Origin of the sequence: uncultured Streptococcus sp., assembly GCF_963545685.1 — a bacterium.
GTDB lineage: Bacteria > Bacillota > Bacilli > Lactobacillales > Streptococcaceae > Streptococcus.
Window position 1 is genome coordinate 1 of record NZ_CAUUKN010000099.1, and the last position, 2,727, is coordinate 2,727.

The following is a 2,727-nucleotide window of genomic DNA, read 5'->3' on the forward strand; positions in this document are numbered from 1 at the left end:
GACCAAGCCAGAATTGTCCTATCTCAGTACTTTGATACGTTATGAGGAGCTCTACGCCATAGATCCTAGTCAAGCGAGAGCAACTCCTAAAGCACACCATGATGGAATTGTAGAACGTTTAATTGATAACTTACGAGAGTTGGAAAAGGATAAACTTTTTAGACAAATTCAAATTTATCAAAGAGATCAATCGTGTGTTTATGATTCGCAAGTAGACGAAACCTCAGCAGCAGAAGTTTTACAAGAATGCCTCTTCGGAAAATGGAGTAAGGTGGAAAAAGAGATGTTGAAGATAGGGCAGGAACGGTTGAGAGAACTGGGGGAAATTGATAAGTGACGAAGGGCTAATTTAGGAGTACATTAAAAAAGTAATTTATTTCGATGAATCATCAGCAATGGATTTTTTACAGATTGAATCCAAGGGAAAATTAACCCAATTTGTAAAAGTAAGCTCAGAAAATCTCTGATCTTATTCTCATATCTCTCCAAACAACTTCCGTAAAATTTTCGGTGTGATACGTTGTCCTGGCCCTACGTAAATATAGGTGTGCAGGTACATGGCAGGAGTGAAGTTGAGTTCGATACAGGTACAATTTGGTAGCTCCTTACTAGCAGGATTGGTGTAGTCTGGGATAATCAAATTGACCCCACAGGCCCAAGCCCTCATAGCAGTCGCCATATCGGCAGCTAGTTGTTTGTAACTCTCGCCCATCTGGTCAGTCATATCAATGGAGTCACCTCCAGTTGAGATATTAGAATTACCACGCAGAAAGGTTTGGCTACCTTCAGGCAAGACTGTATCAGGTGTGTAACCCTGCTGTTCCAACATGAGTAATTCAATATCACCCAGATTGATGATTTCAAGAGGTGAGCGATGGTCGCGACCACGCAGAGGGTCTTGGTTTTTCTTTTCGACTAATTCTCTGATGCTTGAGCTTCCGTCACCTACGACATTGGCCGCGACGCGGAGCAGGACAGCCTCGCATTTTCCATCCAAGATAAAGAAACGGTACTCGGTCCCTGCCACAAACTCCTCGACTAGCACATGGCTATCTTCCGAAAAGGCGATGTCTAGGGCTTTTTCATAGCCAGAAAGGCTAGCTGGCTCTTGGAAGATGGAAATGCCCAGACCGAAGTTGGTGGATTTGGGTTTGACAACAATAGCAGAGTTGGCTATTTGTCCGTAGTACCGCAAGGCATCGTCCTTGTTAGCAAATTCTGCTCCCGCAGGTACTGGAAAACCAGCCTTGTCCAAAATCTTTTTGGTCACAACCTTATTAGCCATGGCCAGTGGAATTACGTAGTTATCTTTGGATGTCATGTTGCCATTTTTAATGTACTCCACATGGTCACCATGCCAGAGTTTGAGAAATTGGTCTTCCTCATCTAAAATTTCTACGTTCAAGCCCATCTGAATGGCGTCAAAGAGAATCATTTGGGTGGAGAGTTCCATGTTTTCATAGCCTTTGAGGGCATAAGGTGCTGTCCAAGCATAGTCATGAAAGGCTTGTCCTTGTTGTTGGCCAAATTTTTCAAGGGACCCTTCTTCAACCTGCTCTGCTATTTTTCCAGAAAGGGTCAAACGTGGATCAAGAAGAGAGGCCTCCACCTTAGTGATAAGCTGGCTATAATAGTCATCCAGTCCAAAGTGAGCGACGATGTCCTTCATGGCTGTCACGATAGGTTTAGGGTCAGCCTCTTTAGGAAGTGGTGTGTGGGGATGGCTGAGAGCGATTTGGTTGTTGAGAGTAGCAGCTACTGCCAATTCTTCGTCGACTTGCTCCATGTCGTCTAGCCACAAGAGTGCGAGTGCAAAGAGGTGGGTGGTGTCTAGTGTTTCTTGGCTGATTGCCAGTGGCTCAAAGGGGTTGAGGTCAAAGTTGCGGAACTCTAGATAGGAGATGCCCTTAGTCAAAAAGTCCCGGCTAGTCTTAGCACCGCGTAAACGGATGGCAGAGTAAAACTCTTTTTCGGCGGACAGTTGCCCAGATCCAACAGCGTTTTCGATGTCGGTCACGTATTGCTCCAGTGAAGAGAAGGAAATGTGAACATCGGGGGCATTGACATAGCCGTAGTTGGAGTTACGAATCGACCGCACGCAACCAATTTCATCTGTCAAAAACCCTTTTTCTGCTAGCGGGCTTGCTCCGTAAAGGTAGGTCAAGAGCCAGCGATAACGCAAGAAGTTCTGAGCCAACTTGAGATAGAGGGCATTCTTGAAGGTCAGTAAATCGTCATAGTCACTGACTTCAAAGAGCTGTTGGGTCAGATCTTTGCCGAGTTCAAAATTATAGTGAATGCCAGATATGGACTGGAGCAATTTGCCGTAGCGTTCTGCCAAACCAACTCGGTATTGATACTCGTAGTCACTTTCCAACTGGGCAATCTGAATCTCTTCTTCTACAATCACAGGTGGCATGGATAAAGGCCAAAGATATTCTGACTTATCCATTGAGCGAATAGCCACATCGGTGATGGCCCCAAGGAAGCGATGAGCTTCCGTGGTCGACTGTGCTACCGGTGTAATGAGCTCTAGTTGAGGTTCGCTATAATCTGTCTGGATATAGGGATGGAAACTGCGAGAACCCAATTTTTCAGGGTGTGGCGTTTGAGCGACACGGCTTTCAGTATTGATTCGTAGAGATTCGCGCTCCAGACCAAAGGTAGCTTGTAAGATGGGAGTATTTGGGGATAATTTTTGAAATACGTTTGATAGGTTCATGATTG

General features: G+C 45.2%; 2 protein-coding genes. One reads left to right on the forward strand and one right to left on the reverse strand.

Going from position 1 to position 2,727, the window contains the following annotated elements:
- Positions 1–337 (forward strand): zeta toxin family protein (locus RWZ99_RS09240; RefSeq protein WP_314678308.1); only part of this gene is annotated, 337 nt, incomplete at its 5' end.
- Between the two features lie 138 nt (positions 338–475).
- On the opposite strand, the gene gshAB is transcribed toward RWZ99_RS09240, so the two are convergent.
- Positions 476–2,722, reverse strand: coding sequence for a bifunctional glutamate--cysteine ligase GshA/glutathione synthetase GshB (gshAB, locus tag RWZ99_RS09245; RefSeq protein ID WP_314678311.1), 2,247 nt, complete (start codon positions 2,720–2,722; stop codon positions 476–478).
- Between the last annotated feature and the right edge of the window lie 5 nt (positions 2,723–2,727).

Excerpts from the sequence above, each read along its gene's own strand:
- gshAB (WP_314678311.1), bottom strand. The coding sequence starts at position 2,722 with ATGAACCTATCAAACGTATTTCAAAAATTATCCCCAAATACTCCCATC.